The organism is Thermoplasmata archaeon (assembly GCA_038874435.1).
GTDB lineage: Archaea > Thermoplasmatota > Thermoplasmata > Lutacidiplasmatales > SKW197 > SKW197.
The window spans coordinates 12,195-32,586 of sequence record JAVZCK010000011.1 but is presented as its reverse complement, the minus strand read 5'-3'; the positions used below and the strand labels follow the sequence as shown (position 1 = coordinate 32,586).

Annotated in this window: 15 protein-coding genes; 4 read left to right on the top strand and 11 right to left on the bottom strand. The window is 43.1% G+C overall.

Features of this window, described 5'->3' with window-relative positions; genetic code table 11:
* Positions 1-4 precede the first annotated feature (4 nt).
* From QXD64_05645 to QXD64_05605, 9 genes are all read right to left on the bottom strand, one after another.
* Complete coding sequence (locus QXD64_05645) at positions 5-880, bottom strand: CoB--CoM heterodisulfide reductase iron-sulfur subunit B family protein (protein ID MEM3396798.1); 876 nt, start codon at positions 878-880, stop codon at positions 5-7.
* A gap of 9 nt (positions 881-889) precedes the next feature.
* Positions 890-1,288 carry a 4Fe-4S dicluster domain-containing protein gene (locus tag QXD64_05640; protein MEM3396797.1) on the bottom strand — a complete coding sequence of 133 codons (399 nt, stop codon included), beginning with the start codon at positions 1,286-1,288 and terminating at the stop codon, positions 890-892.
* Positions 1,275-1,748, bottom strand: coding sequence for a hydrogenase maturation protease (locus QXD64_05635; GenBank protein ID MEM3396796.1), 474 nt, complete (start codon positions 1,746-1,748; stop codon positions 1,275-1,277). The genes QXD64_05640 and QXD64_05635 overlap by 14 nt, the downstream gene beginning before the upstream one ends.
* The gene (locus tag QXD64_05630; protein ID MEM3396795.1) at positions 1,745-2,167 is read right to left on the bottom strand and encodes a hydrogenase iron-sulfur subunit; all 423 of its coding nucleotides are present in this window, start codon (positions 2,165-2,167) and stop codon (positions 1,745-1,747) included. The genes QXD64_05635 and QXD64_05630 overlap by 4 nt, the downstream gene beginning before the upstream one ends.
* Complete coding sequence (locus QXD64_05625; GenBank protein ID MEM3396794.1) at positions 2,168-4,126, bottom strand: CoB--CoM heterodisulfide reductase iron-sulfur subunit A family protein; 1,959 nt, start codon at positions 4,124-4,126, stop codon at positions 2,168-2,170.
* The gene (locus QXD64_05620) at positions 4,127-4,684 is read right to left on the bottom strand and encodes a 2-oxoacid:acceptor oxidoreductase family protein (GenBank protein MEM3396793.1); all 558 of its coding nucleotides are present in this window, start codon (positions 4,682-4,684) and stop codon (positions 4,127-4,129) included.
* 2 nt (positions 4,685-4,686) lie between these two features.
* Positions 4,687-5,529, bottom strand: a complete 843-nt coding sequence (locus tag QXD64_05615; protein ID MEM3396792.1) for a thiamine pyrophosphate-dependent enzyme — start codon at positions 5,527-5,529, stop codon at positions 4,687-4,689.
* Positions 5,526-7,016: a 2-oxoacid:acceptor oxidoreductase subunit alpha gene (locus QXD64_05610; GenBank protein ID MEM3396791.1), complete on the bottom strand. Its 1,491-nt coding sequence runs from the start codon at positions 7,014-7,016 to the stop codon at positions 5,526-5,528. Before QXD64_05610 ends, QXD64_05615 begins: the two co-directional genes overlap by 4 nt.
* A gap of 150 nt (positions 7,017-7,166) precedes the next feature.
* Positions 7,167-7,325, bottom strand: coding sequence for a hypothetical protein (locus QXD64_05605; GenBank protein ID MEM3396790.1), 159 nt, complete (start codon positions 7,323-7,325; stop codon positions 7,167-7,169).
* A 399-nt stretch (positions 7,326-7,724) separates the two neighbouring features.
* Between QXD64_05605 and larE the strand changes: the two genes are divergently transcribed.
* Positions 7,725-8,585: an ATP-dependent sacrificial sulfur transferase LarE gene (gene larE, locus QXD64_05600; protein ID MEM3396789.1), complete on the top strand. Its 861-nt coding sequence runs from the start codon at positions 7,725-7,727 to the stop codon at positions 8,583-8,585.
* Here larE and QXD64_05595 read toward each other — a convergent pair.
* A complete protein-coding gene (locus QXD64_05595; protein MEM3396788.1) occupies positions 8,582-10,189 on the bottom strand; it encodes a DUF835 domain-containing protein in 1,608 nt (535 codons plus the stop codon). The genes larE and QXD64_05595 overlap by 4 nt on opposite strands.
* Positions 10,190-10,291: 102 nt before the next feature.
* Between QXD64_05595 and QXD64_05590 the strand changes: the two genes are divergently transcribed.
* Genes QXD64_05590 through QXD64_05580 form a run of 3 tightly spaced genes read left to right on the top strand, consistent with a single transcriptional unit; the run spans position 10,292 to position 13,038 of the window.
* Positions 10,292-11,002: an alanyl-tRNA editing protein gene (locus tag QXD64_05590; GenBank protein ID MEM3396787.1), complete on the top strand. Its 711-nt coding sequence runs from the start codon at positions 10,292-10,294 to the stop codon at positions 11,000-11,002.
* Positions 11,003-11,006: 4 nt separating this feature from the next.
* Entirely contained in the window at positions 11,007-11,735 is a 729-nt protein-coding gene (locus QXD64_05585) for an ABC transporter ATP-binding protein (protein ID MEM3396786.1), read from the top strand.
* Positions 11,728-13,038, top strand: a complete 1,311-nt coding sequence (locus QXD64_05580; protein ID MEM3396785.1) for an ABC transporter permease — start codon at positions 11,728-11,730, stop codon at positions 13,036-13,038. Before QXD64_05585 ends, QXD64_05580 begins: the two co-directional genes overlap by 8 nt.
* Positions 13,039-13,041: 3 nt before the next feature.
* Here QXD64_05580 and QXD64_05575 read toward each other — a convergent pair whose 3' ends face one another.
* On the bottom strand, positions 13,042-20,382 hold the full coding sequence (locus tag QXD64_05575; protein ID MEM3396784.1) for a NosD domain-containing protein: 7,341 nt from the start codon (positions 20,380-20,382) through the stop codon (positions 13,042-13,044).
* Positions 20,383-20,392: the final 10 nt, after the last annotated feature.

Here is a 20,392-nt window from a genome sequence, read left to right as displayed (position 1 = left end):
CACCTCATAACTTGTATTTTGCAAGCACATTTTCAGGCGAGACATAATGTGCATTGACATTGATTTTTTTGCCTCCAGCAAGTGCTAGCAACTCTGTGAAATAGAACACAGGCATCGGCTCAAATGTAGGATAAGCTGCCTTCACATCTCTCTGCCTTTTATCCAGATTAAATTCGCACAATGGACAGGAGAGCACAATCGCCTCAGCCCCATTTTCTCTTGCGTTGTTTATGATTGTGTAGGTTTTTTCCACAACTGCTTCCTTCAGATTTACTGTGTGATAGGAACCGCAGCACTCAACAGCGTAAGGGAACTCTACGGTTTTGGCACCCATCAAATTTAGCAGTTTCGAAAGCAAAACAGGCCTTTCTCTATCATCAATTTTCACATGCTCTGGACGGACAAGCAGGCAACCATAGTAGGGTGCAACCTTAAGACCATTCAACCTTCCTTTGACAACCTTCGCAATTTTCTCAAAACTCACATAGTTGTTGAGGAATGTGAGAAGATGGAGCACCTCCACCTTTGCCTCATAATCTGGCAGATCGTCTATGAACTCATTTGCCGTCTTCAAGTCATCCGGCTTTCTTTTTGCAAGTTCATTTACTTGAGCCAGAGTGTTATAACACATTGCGCAAAGTGTGATCAGTTTATTCGTACCCAATTCTTTTCCCAGTTCCTGAGCATGGATCAAGTTTCTAAAGCAGGCAAGATGGTGCATGATGTCATCTGTTGTAAGAGAATGCACAGTGCCACAGCAATTCCAGTTCGGAAGTTCAACAAGTTCCACACCTATCGCTTTGCAAAACTCTATTGCTGATTGCTCGAAGTGGGCTGCATCGGATTTTAAACTACAACCAGGAAAATATGGAATTTTCATTTAACCACCTCAACCAGTGTACTTACGGAAATTTGAAATCAGTGCAATCTGCGGCAGTTCTTCAATCCCTTCAATCTTTCTTATGTCCACATAGTTCATGTTCTTTCTCAGCTTTATCTGTCGCAATGCCTCCATCACCTTTGCTATGTCAATTCCCTTCGGGCAGCGAACATCACATGTATAGCAGGATGCACAAATCCAGTATGTGTTTTTATCGAGCACCTTTTCATCACCGAGTTGCACTAACCTCATCACCATGCTGGGAATTAGCTCCATCTTCTTCACCATAGGACAGCCAGCTGAGCACCTGCCACACTGATAGCATGCAAACAAATTCTGGCCTGACAGTTCCTCAACAAGTTTTATGAAACTCTCTCGCTTTCCAATTTCAGCTTCATTTATCTGCATTTCTTTTACCTCCTTCCAGTTCTTTCATAATTATTTTCTCAACTACTGGTAATGCCTGCCTCACCTTTTCGCTTAATCCTTCCCTGAATTCATTCTCTGGCAAAATCTCAACCGCAACAAATTTCACAATCCTAGGAAAGTTCTCATGGCTCTTAAGCCATTCAATTGCTGTCTGAATGTTCATGTCGTGAGGATTGGTAAAGTGGATTGTGGGTTGCAGTTGCTCTACGCCAAAGGCATGTACAGTTCCTGGCATCCTGCCAGCAATCGCATCAACTACAATTGCTCTTTCATACCCGAGCATCCTCTCTGCCACTTCAAAACCAGAGGAGTTCATTGCCTCCACATCTACATCTCCAAATCTGCTCCGCAGTTTGGTTCTGAGCATATTAACTGCTTCTATACCTACTCCGTCATCACCAAGCAACGGATTCCCAAGACCTATTACCAGTGTCTTCATGCTTTTTCCCTTTTTCCGTAATTCAATGGACCCAGAGACCTGACTTGCTCCACGAATTCCTTGCTCACTTCTGCAAACTTCCTGCCTTCACTTGCAGAGACCCACTCAATTCTCAATCTTTCCGGCTCAATGCCAAGCTGCGCCAGCATTTTTTTAAGCATCACCACTCGTTTGAACGCTTTGAAGTTACCAACAACATAATGGCAATCTCCAGGGGTATGACAACCGCCAATAAACACACCATCAGCCCCATTTTTAAAGGCCTCAAGCACAAACTGGGGGTCCACTCTACCAGAGCACATAACCCTGATTGGAATCATGTTTGGTGGATACTGAAGGCGAGATACACCAGCTAGATCAGCACCACTGTATGCACACCAGTTGCAGAGAAATGCCACAATCTTTGGTTCGAAACCCAATTAATCACCTCCAGAGAGAGCTGCCCTTATCATGTTGAAAATTTGTTTATCAGTCATGTTTCTGAGTTTCAGAGCGCCAGTGGGACAGGCAGCAACGCAGGTGCCACAACCCTCGCACAAAATCTCGTTGATTTCAACAGTGTGCGTGGTTTCGTTGAATGTAATAGCACTGAAAGGACAGAGATTAACGCAAACCCTACAGCCAGAGCATGCATCCATGTTCACTTCAGCCGTTGTGGGCTCATGGTACAGTTCTTTTCCAGAGAGAATTGCAATTGCCTTGCTTGAAGCCCCACTTGCCTGAGCAACCGTTTCTGGAATATCCTTTGGACCATGTGCTGCACCGCAGATGTAAACCCCCTGAACAAGGGTTTCAACAGGCCTTAGCTTTGGATGTGCCTCTTTCAGGAAGGAGTTTTCATCCACTGGGATTTTTAATAGATTTGCGACCTTCTTCGTATCAGGTATTGGAACAATTGCAGAGGCAAGAACCACAAGGTCTGCCTCAAGTTCTACAAACTCGCCGCTGAGTGTGTCTGAGCCCCAGACAACCATTTTGTCGCCTCTCCTGAAAACCTTTGAAACCTTACCTCTAATGTAGGTGATTCTTTCCTCCTCCATTGCCCGTTTCACGAATTCCTCATAGTCCTTCCCACCAGCTCTTATGTCAATGTAGAACACATAGGCCTTGCCATCATGCACATGATGCTTGTAAAGCATTGCATGTTTTGCAGTGTACATGCAGCAGATTTTAGAGCAGTAGGGCATGTAAGAATCTGGGTCTCTTGAGGCGGTACACTGGATAAAGGCAACAACCTTGGGAACTTTACCATCTGAGGGACGAACAACCTCTCCACCTGTTGGGCCAGACGCAGAAAGCAAGCGTTCGAACTCAAGTCCATCTATCACATCCGGGTAAACGCCATAACCATACTCACCAATTTTTTCCTTCGGGAAAAGTTCATAGCCAGTGGCAACGATTATTGCCCCTACATCCACCTCTATTTCTTCATCCCGCATGTCGTAATCAATTGCCTTTGCCTCGCAAACTTCTTTGCACTTGCCACACACAAGCGGGTTAAGCCCGAGACAGTGATTTGTATCTATTGTGTATCTTGCAGGCACTGCCTGCGGAAATGGAAGATAGATTGCTTTGCGTGGACTCAGATTTCTGTCAAATTCATTTGGAGCGATAACCGGGCAAACTTCCTCACACTTACCACAGATGTTGCAATCGCTTGTCACATACCTTGCCTTCTGATGAATTTTAACCTTGAAATTACCTACAAAACCTTTTACATCCACAACCTCAGCATAAGTCATCAATTTTATGTTAGGATGTCTTGACACCGCCACCATCTTAGGGGTGAGAATGCACTGGGAACAGTCAAGAGTTGGAAATGTCTCTGAGAGTTGAGCCATGTGTCCACCAATTGAAGGAGTTTTCTCAACGAGAATCACTTCATAACCAGCATCGGCTACATCTAAGGCAGCTTGAATGCCAGCAATCCCTCCTCCAATCACAAGGCAACGCTTGGTAACTGGAACTGCCGCCTCCTTCAACTCCGAATTTAATTTTACCTTTTCCACAGTCACCTGCAGAATCTGAATTGCCTTCTCTGTTGCTTTTTCTGGCTCATCCGCATGCACCCAGGAACTCTGCTCTCTAATGTTCGCCATCTCACATCTATAACGGTTTAATCCTGCTCGCTCGCAGGCATTTCTGAAGGTAGTTTCGTGCATGTTGGGAGAGCATGCAGCAACTACAACACCATCTAGTCGCTTTTCCTTTATCGCATTCACAATTAAATTCTGGCCTGGGTCTGAGCACATGTATTTGTAATGTTCGGCATGCACCACATCTGGATACTTTGAAATCTCCTCCACTACCTTCTCAACATCCACAACGCCTGCGATGTTAATTCCACAATGGCAGACAAATACACCAATTCTTGCCATTTACTCACCCTTTATCGTTTCCTGTGCGTATTTGTATCCTTTTTCGAATGCCTTTGCATTTTGTTCTCTAAACCTTGCAGGAACGCTTTCAAGCACCGACCTCTTCAGAGATTCTGTGGAGAGCACATTTCTTGCCACATATCCAAAGAAGCCCAGCATCACAATGTTTGCGGCAATCTTCATTCCGAGTTCCTCAGCAAATCGTGTTGCTGGAATCTTGTAAATCTTGCTTGCTCTCTTGGCTGTGTCATCCAATGCTACAAGGTCTTCGTCAATAATCAGGATGCCGCCTTCTTTGAGCGTTGGCACATAATCATGGTATGCCTCTTGAGACATAATTACCATTATGTCTGGCGAAACCGGGTAAGGGTAGTCAATCATCTTTTCATCAATAACAAGGGATGCTGCACATGCGCCCCCTCTTGCTTCAGGTCCATAGCTCTGGGTGAACACTGCCTCTTTTTTATCATAAAGCGAGACCGCCTTTCCTACAATAAAGCCAGCAAGGATTATGCCCTGCCCACCAAAACCTCCAAATTTTATTTCTGTTCTTGTCATTTTCAAGCCCCCTTCTTGTTCGCCTTATCTATCAACATCTTAACTCTATCCATGTATGTGGTTTTCTGGATGTCAACAAATTTGCCTGTGAGAATTTCGCCGGTAAGCGAAATGTCTCCTTCCTTCGGGTCTGCACCATTCTTAACTTTTGTCTTGTACTGATAAAATTTCATGGTTTCCATTGCATCCCTCTGAGCGTTTCTTCGCCCGTAAGCTGTTGGACATGGCGAGATTATTTCTATGAACGAGAAACCATCCTTCTGCATCGCTTCAAGTATGCTGTCCAATATCTTCCTTGGCTGGAGTGTGGTCCATCTTGCAACATACACCGCACCAGCGGAAGCCATCACATATGGCAGATTGAACGCTGGCTCAATGTTTCCGTACGGTGTGGTGGTGGTTCTTGCATCCTCAGGTGTTGTTGGACCAACCTGTCCTCCCGTCATTCCGTAGTTGAAATTGTTCACACAAATCACAGTGATGTTCACATTCCTTCTGGCTGCATGAATTATATGGTTTCCACCGATAGCGAAGAGGTCCCCATCACCGCTTATCACAAAAACATGGAGTTCTGGCTTCGCAATTTTTAAGCCGATTGCAAACGGAATTGCTCTTCCATGGGTTGTGTGGAATGTGTCAAAATTGAGATAGCCAGGAATTCTACCAGTGCACCCAATTCCTGCAACGACAGACACGAGCTTTGGATCAACTTTTGACTTTTGAATTGCACGGATAAATGCACCAGTGACAATGCCTAAACCACAACCAGAGCACCAGATATGCGGCATTCTATCTGCACGGAGATAAACATCGAGGGGATTTTCCTCAACTTCATGCATTGTCATTTGCACACCTCCATCATTTTCTTTAGAACTTCCTCAGGCGTGTGCACTGCACCACCCATCTTCCCAAGGAACGAAACCTTGCTTGGACAGGCGCAGCGTTCTACTTCAAGCACAATCTGACCATAGTTTATTTCCACAACCAAAAAATTCTTCACCTTCTTTGCAAGTTCTCTTACCTTTTTCTCTGGGAAAGGCCAGATCGTGATCAGGCGAAGCATCCCTGCCTTTATTCCTTTTTCTCTTGCCATCAGAACTGCCCTCTTCACAACTCTGGATGTTATTCCGTAAGCTACGACTACGACCTCAGCATCCTCTGTCATGAATTCCTCATACCTGACAATTTCATCCGCATGCACCCTGATTTTATCACAAATCCTTTTTATCATTCTTTCTTGCGTTTCAGCAATTGTGCTTGGATAACCTCTTTCGTCATGGGTGAGACCAGTCATGTGGATGTTGTAGCCCTCTCCAGCATAGGGCATGGGCGGCACCAGGTCTTCATCTGCTTCATAAATCTTCACCTTACCTGGCTCCCCTTTCGGCTTCTTTCTATCAACAAGTTTGATTTTGCTCTTTTCAGGCACGACAACTCTCTCAGTCATGTGGCCCACAGATTCATCCATGAGAAGAACAACGGGAGTGCGATACTTGTAAGCAAGATTGAAGCATTCAATGGTAAGGTCAAAGCATTCCTGGGGAGAGTTTGGAGCTAATGCAATAATTTCATGGTCGCCATGTGTGCCCCACTTTGCCTGCATCACATCGGACTGAGCTACGAGCGTAGGTAGCCCGGTTGAAGGCCCGCCTCGCTGCACATTGATTATCAAGCAAGGCGTCTCTGTCATTGCACCAAGCCCGATGTTTTCCTGCATTAAACTGAAACCTGGACCAGAAGTAGCAGTCATTGCCTTGACACCTGCCCAGGCTGCCCCAAGAACTGCGGCTATACTTGCAATTTCATCCTCCATCTGAACATAGACGCCACCAATCTGAGGCATCCGCTCCGCAATGTGTTCTGCAACTTCAGTGGAGGGCGTGATTGGATACCCAGCAAAGAATTTGCAACCAGCAGCAATAGCGCCTTCTGCTGCAGCTACATCCCCATTCCAGAAATGCTCGCCTGTAAGCACATCTCTTGCTTTTTTTATTTCGGGTATCTTAGGGCTTTCGGGTATTGGGATTTCCTTTTCTGGAATTTGACCAACATCTTTTGACTGGGCATCTGCCTCACTGAAAATTGCAAATTCAGGACAAATCATTGCACAGAAACCACAGTTTATGCACTTCTTTGTCTCATCTTCCTGCAGTTCTGGTGGATGGTAACCCTTTGCATTGAACTCTTTGGATTCCACGAGTACCTTCTTCGGGCAAAACTCAATACAAAAACCACAGCCCTTACACCTGTCCTTGATTATATATAATTCACCATGAGGGGTCTTCCACTTCCTGGTTTTTTCATCGTCCTTTATAATATATGTTGTTGCCATGTGATACCTCCATTTCATACTGGCTTTGACTTCAATAAATCCATAAACTGATGGAGTAATTAATATTTACTGTAGAAACAACTGGTGATTGTCAAAGGCAGAACTGGAACTGAAAAAATAGAGTAGTGTGAAAGAAAGTTAAAAATGTGGTTAGAGTTTTGTGAGAATCCGTCTTCGAAACCCACAGCATCCGATGATGGAGATGACAAAGAGTGCTACAGAGAAGAGACCTGAGCATTCACATACAGGGCCACCCAGTGGATACCAGTCGCTTGCACCAGCACCGCCATCAATTGGATAGGCATTCACACTGCCGTTATCATTTCCATCCCAGTTACTCTAGTAATTGCCCTCGTTCACACTGTTGTCATACCAGTAGTTACCACTAAAGCTACCATATACCTAGCAATTCCTAGATTAACCCATCCCACTATTGTTTAACCATATTCAGATGCCTCTTGGCAGAGGAAACGTAAACATTAGATATGCTGCTAATAAAATTGCAACGGTGGATTCTAGTAAATTGTAAACCCATTGTTAATATAATTCTTTAGTTTGTGTTGCCATATAACTATTCTCTATCCTGGCGATATACCTGAAAGAAAACGAAAGGTGTAAAATGTCGAGTTTAACACTGTTTCTTCCCTTCCTTAAAATCTCTATGCTCAAAGGTCTTTTATTACTACATCGCAAACTATTTTTGGGCTCGTGATATCTGTATTCTCAATGCAGGAACCCTCCATTGACGAAAAATTCAGAGCACTGATGGAAAAAATTGCCGAGAAGGGGAAAATACTGATTGCATTTTCTGGTGGCGTGGACAGTGTGGTGCTTGCACATCTGTCAAAGCCAGTAAGGCCATTGTGTGTGTTTGTCCAGGACGAAACTGTCAGTAAGGATGAGATGGAGTATGCGAAAACAACAGCAGAAAAACTTGGTGTGGAATTAAAAGTGATTGAGCACAGCACACTGGACGAGGAGTTTTGCAAGAACACAATCCAGAGATGCTATCATTGTAAAAAATCAATGATTAAGGTGCTGAAAGAGTTTGCAGAAAAAAATGGAATTGACTGCATAGCAATGGGAGTCACCACTTCTGACTTCAAGGAATACAGACCTGGCATTAAAGCGGGTTATGAAGAAGGAATCTGGTACCCATTTGTTGAGTTCCAGATTTCAAAAGAGGATGTGAGGGAGTATGCAAGGATGCATGAGATCGAGGTCGCTGAAAAGCCAGCAAATGCATGTCTTGCATCAAGAATTGCATATAACCAGAAGATAACTAGGGAGCTTCTTGAGAAAGTGGCAGCGGCAGAGAAATTTTTGCATCAACTTGGATTCAAAATTGTCAGGGTTCGTGTGCATGGAAACGATGCCAGAATTGAGTTGGGAAGCAAAGAAATAGAGAAGGCATTGAATAAAGAATGCTGTGAAAAAATCAGTAAAAAATTGCATGAACTTGGTTTTGTCCATGTCTCAATAGACCTTGATGGTTATAGAGCAGGAAGCATGAATGAAGGAATCACTCAGCCACCACTCTGGCAAAGTGAAGATGAGAAACGGGTCTAAACAGTCCTTGTCTTGTCAAATTCCTTTCTCAGTGTATACATATCTTTCTCTTCAAACGCCTTCGGGCTTATCGGAACAAGCACTGTAGCATGATGCATTGCAGCCACATCATTTACTTTTTTCATGAATTTGAGGGCATCCAGAAAATTGTTCCCAAGCACAAGATTTTCAAAACCATCAAGCATAATCACAGCATTCTTGTTACTTTTGATGAATGAAGTAATTGCCCTCATAATCTCAAATTCCATCCTGCTTGGTTTCACCACAGGCACTGCAGTGGTCTCAGTATCTGAAAGCCAGTAGATTGTAGCACTCCCAAGCCCATACTTTTCCCGGACCTTATCAGGGTATGTTGTAGTGATACACAACCCTGGCGAGTCCTTTATCATCTCTCCAAAAATTTCAAATGCCTTCTCTGTCTTGGACTCAAAGATAAGATAACTGTAGCCCTTCTCGAGCGGGACTTCAATCTGTTGCTGGGTTGGAAGTTGTGGTGTCTCCACCGTTTCCTTTTCTTCTTTTGTCTCCTTTTCCTGAGAGGGTTTTGTCTCTTTTGTTTCCTCCCGTCTTGCCTTCAGTACTTTATCGCTCAGGTCTGAATATACACTTGCATAAAATGGGAGAATCAGTTCCTCCTTTGAACAATAAAATTTTAAAATCAATCTGGCCTCTCCACTTTCCTCAATTGTTTCTACATACGCAGCGTAAAGATTGTCCCAGTGGTCATGGGCAAAGAATTTTGTTACAGCACGGAAAAATCGACCATCCTTGACACTCTGGAATGGAATCTGATACATGTTCTTGTCCCTTATCATATCACAGACAATGCGGTGCAGTGTTTCACCACTGAACCGTATATTCTTTATCTCCTTCTCAATTTTTCGCATCGTTTGGGTAGCTACACGCCAGTGCTCCTCTATAACTTCTCTTGGATAAAGAGCTGTAAACTCTATGCTTAGATATTTTGGTTCCGTTTCGATAGTGGTTTTCTCATCACCAATTGAATATGTAATCTTCGCCCGCACTGGCTCGTTTCTAAACTCTTTAAGTGGCTCAAACTCAAACATGATTCTTGCGTGTTCATCAGGCTCAATGTATTTTATCTGCTTGGTTTCCGTTTCTGGTTTAAGTTTCTCCTTGTTCACAAGGACCTCTATGTTCAAATTCTCAATTTTTTTCGCAGTCCTGTTACCGATATTTAACGCAAAATGAATAGCTGAATCTTTTATGTAAAGGGCAGGGATAATCTCAAGTTTCTGAACTGGCTTTTCACCAGCTTCCTCACTCTCCTTTCTTACCCGCATCCAGTAAACTTCATGCCCGCAAGCTCTGCACACACCCAAGCCGTTGGCTGCAAAAGTCACATCACGGCTCTGGCATCTTGGGCAGATGAGAAAAATTTGTCTTGCACCACAGATTTTACAAACAAGCTCACCAGTACTCAAGTATTCCACATTGTTGCTGCCACAGTGCGTGCATCTTTTCCAGATAAATTCATAACCGCAAGTAGCACATTTTCCGTTTCCATCGTCATAGAAAACCAGCTTTGTCCCTCCACATCTGCTGCACTTCCCATGCGTGGGTTTATAGATGTATTCTTCCATGGTGTGGAGATTGCACAGTGATAAATAAAGTTATTCCAAAAATTCTTAATTGCGGTGCTGTGAATCACAAATCCCATATACTTCCTTCGCCTCCACTACCACATGACCGAGATTCTCTACATGACTGAGGGCTGTTACCTGAAAGATTTTGATGCAAAGGTTATTAAAATTGATGGAAATTCTGTTTTACTGGATAGAACTGCATGTTACCCTGAAGGAGGGGGCCAACCCACAGACACAGGGATTTTGCAGAGCAGTAGAGGAGTTGCAAAAATCACCTTTGTAAGAAAAGCTGGAGATGGGGTGTTTCATGAACTTGATGGTCCTATGCCGGAAATCGGAGAAACAGTCCATGTGTGTATCGATTGGGACCGAAGGTATGCACACATGCGGATGCACACTGCCCAGCACCTGCTCTCAGGTATTGTCTATAAATTTTTCAGCGCAAGAACAGTTGGTAACCAGATTTATGCAGACCGCTCAAGAGTAGATTTTATGCCCGTCAATTTTACAGATGAGGATATCAAAAGAATTTGCGAGGAATTTAATGCTGCAGTTGAAAGGAAAGTGCAATTAAAAATCTACATGATGAATAGAGAAGATTTTGAAAAATGCGAGGAGGGAGAAAGAGCTAATCTCCATTTGCTTCCGCCAGAAATCAAGGTCTTGAGAATTGTTGAAATCCCGGGCTATGATATGTGTCCCTGTGCTGGCACACATGTAAATTCCCTCGGAGAACTTGGAAGAATCAAGGTACTCAAGGTGGAACGAAAAGGGAAGGACAGATACAGAATCAGTTATACCCTGGAGTGAAAAAATGTCTGGAAAACCAGTGAAAATTGAAAAGTTAGTAAAAATGTATGAAAAGAGAATAAGAGCCCTTGATGGCATCTCACTGGAGATTGATGAGGGTGAAATTTTCGGGCTTATTGGTCCAAACGGGGCTGGAAAAACCACAACAATAAGGATTCTTGCAACCCTGTTGGTTCCAACATCAGGAAAAGCATCGATATATGGCCTGGATGTAACTAGGGAACAGAAGCAAATTCGAAAAATAATTTCTTATCTGCCAGAGGATGCAGGCGCTTATGAGAACCTTACTGGGAGAGAATACCTCCGCTTCATTGCGGGTTTTTTCGAGGGAGAAAGAAATTCAATGGTCGAAAAAGGCATAAGAATTGCATCTCTTGGAGAGCGAATAGATTCAAAAATCAAGGAATACAGCAAGGGAATGAAACGAAGATTGCAGATTGCTAGAACTCTCATGGTTTCTCCAAAGCTTGCGATTCTGGATGAACCAACATCGGGCTTAGATGTGCTGCATGCCCATTATGTGCGAAATGAAATCAAGCGAGTGTTGAGAGAAACAGGAGCGACAGCCATAATTTCAAGTCACAACTTGCTGGAAGTTGAGTTTCTCTGCTCAAGAGTGGCCCTGATTTCTCAGGGAAAAATTTTGGCGCAGGGAAGTCCCAATGAGCTGAAAAAAAGGTACAATGGGAACAACCTGGAAGATGTGTTTCTGGCGGTGGTGAAAAATGCATAACTCATTTCTGAACATTGTAGTAAAAGAGCTCAGAGAAATGCTCAGAGACCCGAGATTAATGATTGGCATGATTGTTGTGCCTTTGCTCATCTTCCCACTTATGGGGTCTGTGGTGAATCTCTCCATGGATGTAGCGAAAGAGTCAGCAAAGAGTGTTTATGCTGGCTATCTATCGTTTGATGCACAAGACGGAAACTCCACACTGTCCAACATTCTCTATCAATTTCTCACAGTCCAGAACATAACGCTTGTAAACATTTCTGCGGAAGATGTCAGTGCGGGGCTTGAGGCATGTAAGGAGTATGGTGCAAATCTGCTCATTGTGGTTCCTGTGAATTTTACGGAAAGAATCGTAAACGGGAGCAGCACTGATGTGAAGCTCTACCAGATGCTGAAAAGCTTTGGAATTGGCGAGGCGGTTGAGAGCAGCGTCGTGGCTTCTGCCCTCTCCTCCTTTAACGATTTTATTGTCGCCTCTCGACTCAGTGCAGCTTACCCTGATGCAAAGCCGGATGAACTGCTCTATCCACTCCGTGTGGAAGAAAATTCTGTGATAAAGGGGAATGTGAAGAATGTTCCCCCGAGTGTTGTTTCTGGCACTGTGCTTTCCGCAGGACTCGCTATGCCAATGGTAATAATGATTCTTCTTATAATGGCAGGACAGCTTGCAGCCACATCAGTGGCAATTGAAAAAGAACAGAAGACCCTGGAAGTGCTGCTCACACTTCCCATCAACAGAATCTACTTGCTCTTTGGAAAAATCACAGGGGTTGTGGTGCTCTCAATCATTGCTACTGCCTCTTACCTTCTGGGCTTCAGCTATTACATGAACTCGCTCACCTCGAGCAGCCAGGCAATCGGAGAGATTAATTTGACCACACTCGGGCTCGTGCCAGATGCCCAGGGCTACCTGTTGATGATGCTCTCCCTGTTTCTGGCATTTCTCTCTGCACTTTCAATTTCAGTGTTACTTGGGGCTTACACAAAAGATGTGCGGAGTGCCCAGGCGTTAATGGGTGTCCTCTATCTCCCAATCATTTTCCCGGTTTTCATTCTGATGATGCTGCCAGTGGAGGCACTCCCCACAGGGCTCCAGGTCATTGTCTATGCCATCCCATTTTCCTATCCTATTCTTGCCTCAAAGTCCCTCTACACTCAAGAGTATGGCATCCTCTATTTCGGGGTAATTTACCAGGTGGTTTTCACAGTTGCAATGCTTTATATCGCTGGCAAGCTTTTTGCCTCGGAAAAAATCCTCACAGCAAAAATAGAGTTCAAGAAAAAGAAAGTTATAGAGGAATAAAATTCAGTTTCTTCTCTTTCTACTGGCATGCATGAAACTGATAATGCAGAGCAGAGCAATTGCAAGCCATGGTAGAACCGAGAACTCGCTGACAGGGCCACCAAGTGGATACCTGTCGCTTGCATCTACACCGCCATCAATCGGGTATGCATCTGCACTGCCCCAACCATGTCCATCCCAGTTGCTCCAGTGGTTACCTTCCTGAGCTATGTTGTCATACCAGAAATTGCCACCGACATCGTCGTATGCTTGAGAAGTGCCTGCGTATCCCTTGTTTCCGCTGTTGTTGAGGAAATTGTTTCTAAGTATGTAATTAGCGGTAGAACTGAATGTGATGTAAACACCATAACTTGTATGACGGCTTATTGTATTGTATGTTATTGTGTTGTCGTTTGAATACTGGGTAAGATAAACACCATAGTTGCCATTGTCCGCAATGGTGTTGTTGGCCATTGTTGTGTTCCTGGAAGAGTAGAGATAGATACCACACTGGGTGTTGTTATTGATATTGTTTTCTAAAATTGCTGTGTTGTTTGTTGAATATAAGTAGATACCTCTACTGGAGCCATAGAGAATGTTGTGAGTTATCGCATTTGCTTCGGATGCATTCAAATAAATGCACCAGATGGAGGTAGAGATTTCGTTGTACTCCAGGATGTTTGCTGTAGAACTGTACATCTGAATTCCACGTCCATTTCCCATCATGTAATTTCTGGTTACTTTCGTGTTTCTTACATCCTCCAGATAAATACCATCACCGCTACTGGTACCAATCACCGTATTGTTCTCTATTATGTTGTCGTTAGATGAATACATTGCAATCCCTTGATTCGTGTTCCATGAAATTGTGTTGTTTATGATTGTGTTGTTGTCACCGATAGAGAAGATTCCTACAACATTGTTTGTAATCGCATTGTCAGATAACACGGTCCAGCTAGCAAACAGATATATACCATAGGCCAAATTATCCCAACAATTGTTGCTTGAGAGACTGTTGTTTGTTGAACCATCGTAGAGGAATATGCCAAACCTTGAGTTGTTACAGATGTTGTTCTCAACTACTCCATTCTGCACATTCCTAAGGGCAATGCCTGAGCCTCCAGGTAGAGTGCCACTGTTAGTTGCATTCCAGAGGAGACATTTCCTTATAATAAAGTATGCGTCTGTATTCTCTACCCAGATGGCATAGGTACCACCATTTGCATCTATCTCCAAACCCTCTATTATGAACGGGTCAGATGCTGTGCCAGTGCCATCAACAACTCCGTTGTCTGGCGTGAACTCACTGTTGCTGGTTATGTGGATTGGACCATGATGTAGATACTGAATTGGATACCAATCGCTCGCAACGCCTCCATCAATTGGATAGGCACTTGCTGTTCCCCAATCATTTCCATCCCAGTTGCTCCAGTAATTGCCCTGTTGGGCGGTGCCGTTGTACCAGTTGTTCCCTGCGACATTGTCATACGCCTGGCAGTTGCCTGATACTCCTTTGCCTGCACCATTGTTACCAACAAACCTGTTCCCGACCACTGTATTACCACTAGAGCTAGATGTGATGTAAACGCCATAGTTTGTATTCTTGTATATCCAGTTATTGGTTATGTTGTTATTAATGGAGCTGTAAATGTAGACTCCTTGTGCCCCATTCTTAGTAATATTGTTATTCGTTATATCGTTGTACTGGGAAGAACTGTAGATATATATTCCGTATTGCGTGTTGCTCTTTATATCGTTGTTTATTATGGTGTTGCTGTTGCTTGCTGCGGAGATGTAGAATCCGTGCTGGGAATTGCTCTTTATCTGGTTGCCAGATAAAGTGTTATAACTGGATGCGGTTAGATAAATTCCTATGGTGTTATTGAAAACAGTATTGTTTAAGATTTGGTTTGTGCTTGAAGAAGCAAGGAATATGCCTCTGTATTGGTTGTTTGAGGCGTTGTTGTTAATTACCGTGTTTGAAGTGGAGCCACCATAAAGGTAAATGCCATACCTTGAACCATTGCAGATGTTGTTCTCTATTTTGCCATTCCTTACATTGTTCAATGCGATGCCTGCGCCCAATGGAGGACTACCAGAACCAGTGGCGTTCCAAACAAGGCAGGTGTGGATTGTGAAGTATGCATCCGTATTTTCTATCCATATGCCATAGGTGCTTCCAGCAGCGTCTATTTCCCAGCCCGCAATTATGTAGGGGTTTGCTTGCGTCCCTGCACCACTTACCACACCATTTTCTGAGGTGAACTCACTGTTACTGGTTATGTGAATTGTGCCTCTTGCGGTCCTCAATGGATACCAATCACTTGCTCCTGCACCACCAGCAATCGGGTAGGCACTCGCAGTGCCCCAGCCATTTCTATCCCAGTTACTCCAGTAATTGCCTTCCTTTGCAACGCTATCAAACCAGTAGTTGCCACCGACACTATCGTAGGCCTGGCAATTGCCACTTACACCCTTGGTTGCCCCGTTATTTCCGATAAAGCGGTTGTGATGGATTATGTTCCCCGTTGCTGTTGAGGATGATAAGTAAATTCCGTGGGAACCACTGGAAATAATTGTGTTGTAAGTTATGAGGTTACGCCTTGCTCCAGGTGAACCTCCATCACTCGCTTTGATTCCGTTGGTGCTGGTAAATGCTATATAATTTTCTGTGAAATTGTTGTCGCTTGAAATATACGAAAGGGCAATCCCAACTACATTGTTGAGGAGCGTATTTCGTGCTATTGTATTGTTGGAACCATGAATATAAATTCCATTACCATTTCCAGAGCAATTGTTGTTCATGAATATTGCATAATTTGTCTCTAGAACCACTCCATAATCTGAGTTTCCTGTAATCGTATTGTTACTTATTACACCGTACGCCCCATCAACATTAAGGCCCCTAGTACTCCCTATACCAACTATCGTGTTGTTAGTAATACTTACATAATCACTGCTGAAGACCCAGATTCCATATCCTTTGTTGGTTCCGAGATAATTGTTAGTTATATTATTATAATGTCCGACTAGAATTATCCCTCCATCCTCAAAGTTGTACTGTCCGTTGTTAGAAATGTTGTTATTTATAATTGTGGTGTAATCGTTATATGAGCCCGTGCCATATATTCCGCACTGAGAGTTGCTGGAAATGTTGTTGTTTGCAATGTAATTGTGAGTTGAAGAACTAGATAATCCGATGCCAATCTTGTTGTTGGTAAGCGTGTTATTGATTATCGTGGTATTTGTAGATTTAAATATTTTAATTGCCTCTCCACCGACAGCCCCAGTTACTGTATTGTTCAATATTTCACAGTTTGAGGTTTCCCAAACATCAATGCGTTTACCACCTGTTAGAGTATTATTTGTAATCCTGATGTAGCTACATGATTGCCAGAACCACATCCCTGTGTTTGAGGCGTTCACGACAATGTGATCTGATGTTTGGATGGTAACCCCATCTGCAGTGAAATTGTTCAGCCAGATATAGCTTGAACTCGAAATCTTTGGAGTAAATGCGTCATAAATATTTATATTCTCACATGTACCATTTTTCACATTCGAGAAAGCAAGTGCTGCATAAGGTTGGGCAACTGTTGAAGTATTATGTAAATCACAATCTCTTACAATGAAATGCACATCCGTGTTCTCAATCCAGATACAGTATGAGCCACCATTTGCGTCTATTTCCAATCTCTCAATTATGTAGGGATTGCCCTCTGTGCCATCCCCCTGCCAGCCCTCACCAGCTGCCTGTGCAGCAAAGTCGGCATTGCCATTTATGTGAATTGGCCCACGCTTGCCATAGCCCAATGGATACCAATCACTTGCACCAGCGCTCCCGTCTATCGGATACGCTAATGGTGTACCCCAACCGCTTCCATTCCAGTTGCTCCAGTAGTTGCCTTCGTGTGTAACCGCATCATACCATTGGGTAGCTCCTGTATCATCCCTTGCCTGGCATTTCCCATCATTGTTTCCCTTTGATGCATTGTTGTTTCCGTAGAAGTAATTGTGATGCACATAGTTTCCCATAGCGGGTGTTAGCCTGAAATATACCGAATAGTTGGTGTTGTAATAGAAATCATTGTAGGTGATGTTTGTTCTGTAGCACATATCTGCGATAAGCCCATAATTTTTGTTATTTGAGATATTATTATATGAAATTGTAGTATCTATAGTGTCTAAGTAAATTCCTGCATTAGTATTATTTAACACCTTGTTACCAACAGCCGTAAAGTTTATGGTCGACGTTACATATAACCCAATAGAATTGTTGTAGAAGTCGTTGCTCGCTACAGAGATGTTCTGACAGGCAAATGTGGCAAGTCCGTAGTATCCCTGACCAAAGAATGTGTTATTATCAATTGTACAATTATTGGCGTACACCATAGATACTCCATGATTGCTGTTGTTTGACAGTTCGTTCTCTGTCACATTGGTGTAGTTTGTATTTTCGTATAGGTAGAGACCCACAATGTTGTTGCTCACTGCATTTTTTAGGATGTCTATAATTGAGTAGGTAGTATAAATTCCAACATAATTGTTAATGATTCTGTTGTCTTGAATTAATCCACCGGTGACATTTCTGAGTGAAATTCCTGCTGCATTGGTAGCTGTAGCATTCATTATATCACAATTGCTAATTACAAAACTTACATTCGTATTTTCAATTTTAATACCGTAGCTGCCACCACGGGCATTGCAGAGGTATCCATCTATTAGGTAGGGGTCGCTCTGGCTCCCATCACCATCCCAGTCCATTAGGTTCTTCATCTCTGCAAACTGTTCGTTGCTCAGAATCTGTATGGGACCCAGTGCTGGTTTTGAGAGGGGATAATAGTCGCTTGTGAGACCACCATCAATCTGATAAGCTTTTGATGTGCCCCAGTCCATTCCATCCCAATTATCCCAGTAGTTGCCCTCATGATATGCGCTATTGTACCATGTGTTTCCTTCACCATCGTATGCCTGGGGATTTCCATTAATTCCTTTTGTAGGATTATTTTGCCAGAAGTTGTTATAACAGATTATGTTGTTCAGAGAGCCGGATGCGAATCCAATCGCATATTTTGCATTTCTGTAAAACTGGTTATAAGTTATTTCGCTATTTGTTGTTGAGAGAAGGTAAATGCCACGGTAATTATTTCTGGAAATGTTGTTGTTCGTGATTATCATATTCATTCCAGAAGTAATATCTATACCATTGTACTCATTTTCATCAATTCTATTGTATGATATGGTAATTTCCCTTACATTCCAACATATCACTCCATATTTATTCTGGTTGATGCCATTGTATTTTAAAGTGCTGTACATTGAGAGGTAACTTGTGTGATACATCCAAATACCATATGTGCAACTATAAATGTGATTCTTGATGATAGTGGCATTGGTGGCGTTATACAATGCTAAACCTGCATCCCAGTAATACATATCTGAATTTCCATAAGCATCATGTAATTCGCAGTTTTCAATAACAAAATCCTTTGTTGTGTTTCCTATGTAAATGCAATAGCCATATCCTGCGCCATCAATCAACCAACCGTCAATAATGTATGGGTCAGTTGAAGTTCCAGAACCCCCAACAACTCCATTCTCCAATGTAAAATCTGCATCGCTGTTGATTCTTATAGGTGCTCTCGCCGGCTTGCTGAGAGGATACCAGTCGCTTGCACCGGCACCACCGTCAATCGGATAAGCATTTGCACTAGCCCAATCGTTCCCATCCCAGTTGCTCCAGTAGTTGCCTGTTTGCCTTGTAGTGTTATTCCAATCATTAGCACCGACACCATCGTATGCCTGGCAGTTACCAGAAACGCCCCTGCCAGCACCATTGTTCTGCCAGAAACTGTTCCACCATATTGCATTCGAGTTTGAACCAGTAGTCAAGTAAACTCCATAGCCACCATTGTTTCTCAGATGATTGTAAAGAATCAGATTTGTGTTTGAAGTGGCAAGATAAATGCCATAATTTGTATTTGAAGAAATTGTGTTGTTTGTAACCCTGTTCGTCGAGGATGATGACAAAATTACACCATAATTGTTGCCTGAGACATTGTTTTCATCAATTCTGTTTAGAGTGGAGGAAGAAAGGTAGATGCCATAGTTGTTGTTTGAAACCGTGTTGAGGTACACTGTGTTCTGGCTTGAACTACCAGCAATGTAAATTCCATAGCTTGTGCAATTTAGAATTAAATTCCTTCCGAGTATTCCATGGACCACACTGTAAAGCGCAATTCCAGAATTCCAGTAGTACTGTGCAGCATTTCCACTTGAGTTGTTTACATAGCAATTTCTCACAACGAAATAGGATGTTGTGTTACCTATGTAAATCCCACAGCCCTGGCCTGCTGCGTCAATGTCCCAGTTTTCAATAATATATGGGTCGGCCTGTGTCCCTGAGCCGCTCACAACACCGTTTATTGGTGTGAAATCCGCATCTCCATTTATTCTAATTGGTGTTCGAGGCGTCCCCTTAGGTGTGAAAGGTTTGCTCTCAATTAGTTGGACTGTTCTTTCATCCACTGCCTTCAGATACATATCCATTGCTGAGATTTTCGCATTTTCACACCGCAACGCATTCTCCAGCTTGCATTCCATGTTCTGCCAGTCAATCATGTAGAAGTAAACCGCATAATTTTCACCAACACCAAGTAAATTCTTACCAGCCATCGTCTCCATATCTTTGCCATTAGTTGCTGCAGCCACACTCTCGCCAATTACCCATGTCCATTCCTGCTGCACCACACCCACGAATGTAAGCACTCGACTTGCCTCTATCTTTCCGTTCTTGCCCACAATCTCTATCGCTTTGTCCGCACCGACTGCAAAATTGGCAGAGGGCTTAAACCCTGTTCCCGGATTGTTATCCGTGTCCACAAACACATAAGCCACATCTCTTCCATTTGCATTTGGAATTGTCGTCTCTCGCTGAGTTGCCATGTAAACTGGATTGTCAGATGGGGTTTCAACAATGTATCTACCATCACCAGCCAGCAAACTACCATAAACCCTTGCATAAAATGCCACATTCTTTCCTGTTTCTACAGTTGCATACTCTGAGATATCGATATTTTCTGGCACGTTGACATCCCTTATTTTTGAGGTCTTTGCAACACTCTGCCAATCTTCAAAGCTGCCATCAATTCTAACTACGCTAGTAGTGTTACTCTGAAAAGTAAACAGTGCAACTACACTCAAAACCAACAAAATCATTACAAAAAACACAGTAAATTTACCATGCTCTCTTTTCTGGCTAAACTTTCCAGGCATTCTGCATGCATTTCCATTTGTAAAACCATGATAAATTCTTCTCTCATTTTCTATTACTACTCCCTTTGTTGTTCTACCTACTGATTTCATAATGTTCACC

What these genes read in the sequence shown, in the direction of transcription:
- QXD64_05645 (MEM3396798.1), bottom strand. Translation starts at nt 880, where the DNA reads ATGAAAATTCCATATTTTCCTGGTTGTAGTTTAAAATCCGATGCAGCC.
- QXD64_05640 (MEM3396797.1), bottom strand. Translation starts at nt 1,288, where the DNA reads ATGCAGATAAATGAAGCTGAAATTGGAAAGCGAGAGAGTTTCATAAAA.
- QXD64_05635 (MEM3396796.1), bottom strand. Translation starts at nt 1,748, where the DNA reads ATGAAGACACTGGTAATAGGTCTTGGGAATCCGTTGCTTGGTGATGAC.
- QXD64_05625 (MEM3396794.1), bottom strand. Translation starts at nt 4,126, where the DNA reads ATGGCAAGAATTGGTGTATTTGTCTGCCATTGTGGAATTAACATCGCA.
- QXD64_05620 (MEM3396793.1), bottom strand. Translation starts at nt 4,684, where the DNA reads ATGACAAGAACAGAAATAAAATTTGGAGGTTTTGGTGGGCAGGGCATA.
- QXD64_05615 (MEM3396792.1), bottom strand. Translation starts at nt 5,529, where the DNA reads ATGACAATGCATGAAGTTGAGGAAAATCCCCTCGATGTTTATCTCCGT.
- QXD64_05610 (MEM3396791.1), bottom strand. Translation starts at nt 7,016, where the DNA reads ATGGCAACAACATATATTATAAAGGACGATGAAAAAACCAGGAAGTGG.
- QXD64_05595 (MEM3396788.1), bottom strand. Translation starts at nt 10,189, where the DNA reads ATGGAAGAATACATCTATAAACCCACGCATGGGAAGTGCAGCAGATGT.
- QXD64_05590 (MEM3396787.1), top strand. Translation starts at nt 10,292, where the DNA reads ATGACCGAGATTCTCTACATGACTGAGGGCTGTTACCTGAAAGATTTT.
- QXD64_05585 (MEM3396786.1), top strand. Translation starts at nt 11,007, where the DNA reads ATGTCTGGAAAACCAGTGAAAATTGAAAAGTTAGTAAAAATGTATGAA.
- QXD64_05580 (MEM3396785.1), top strand. Translation starts at nt 11,728, where the DNA reads ATGCATAACTCATTTCTGAACATTGTAGTAAAAGAGCTCAGAGAAATG.
- QXD64_05575 (MEM3396784.1), bottom strand. Translation starts at nt 20,382, where the DNA reads ATGAAATCAGTAGGTAGAACAACAAAGGGAGTAGTAATAGAAAATGAG.